Annotated in this window: 1 protein-coding gene; it reads left to right on the top strand. The window is 42.8% G+C overall.

Going from position 1 to position 558, the window contains the following annotated elements; genetic code table 11:
• Nucleotides 1-558 (top strand): GGDEF domain-containing protein (locus tag IQR33_RS19520; RefSeq protein WP_193843946.1); only part of this gene is annotated, 558 nt, incomplete at both ends.

Raw genomic sequence — 558 nt, forward strand, 5'->3', positions numbered from 1 at the left:
GTTTGAAGTCTCTCTTCATATAAGAGAAACGTTTCCGGATTGGATCCCAATTATTTTCTTGAGTAGTCACGAAGAGCCAGAAATGATTGCTAAAGCCATAGACGCGGGCGGTGATGACTATTTAATTAAGCCGGTAGATAAACTGGTACTGAACTCTAAACTTATCGCAATGCAGCGTATTGCTCATATGAGACGAGAGCTTAAGCAAGCGACAGCTCAATTGGAGCAAGTTAATCAACTTTTGACTCAGCAAGCGAATGAAGATGGCCTAACCAAACTCTATAACCGCCGTTATATCGACCATAAGTTGGAATCGATGGTTGCATGGCATGGCCGTCACAATATGCCAATGGCTTTGATTCTATTGGACGTCGATTTTTTTAAACCGTTTAATGATAATTACGGTCATATTGAAGGCGACCGTTGCTTGCAAGCGATTGCGAATCAACTCAAGGCTACTTTTTGTCGCTCTGGGGAATATGTAGGTCGATATGGTGGAGAAGAGTTTGTTGTGTTGCTAGGGTGTACCGACACTCAAACAGCAGAAAGAGAAGCCGA

The organism is Vibrio sp. OPT46 (genome assembly GCF_015163535.1).
Taxonomy (GTDB): Bacteria; Pseudomonadota; Gammaproteobacteria; order Enterobacterales; family Vibrionaceae; genus Vibrio; species Vibrio alginolyticus.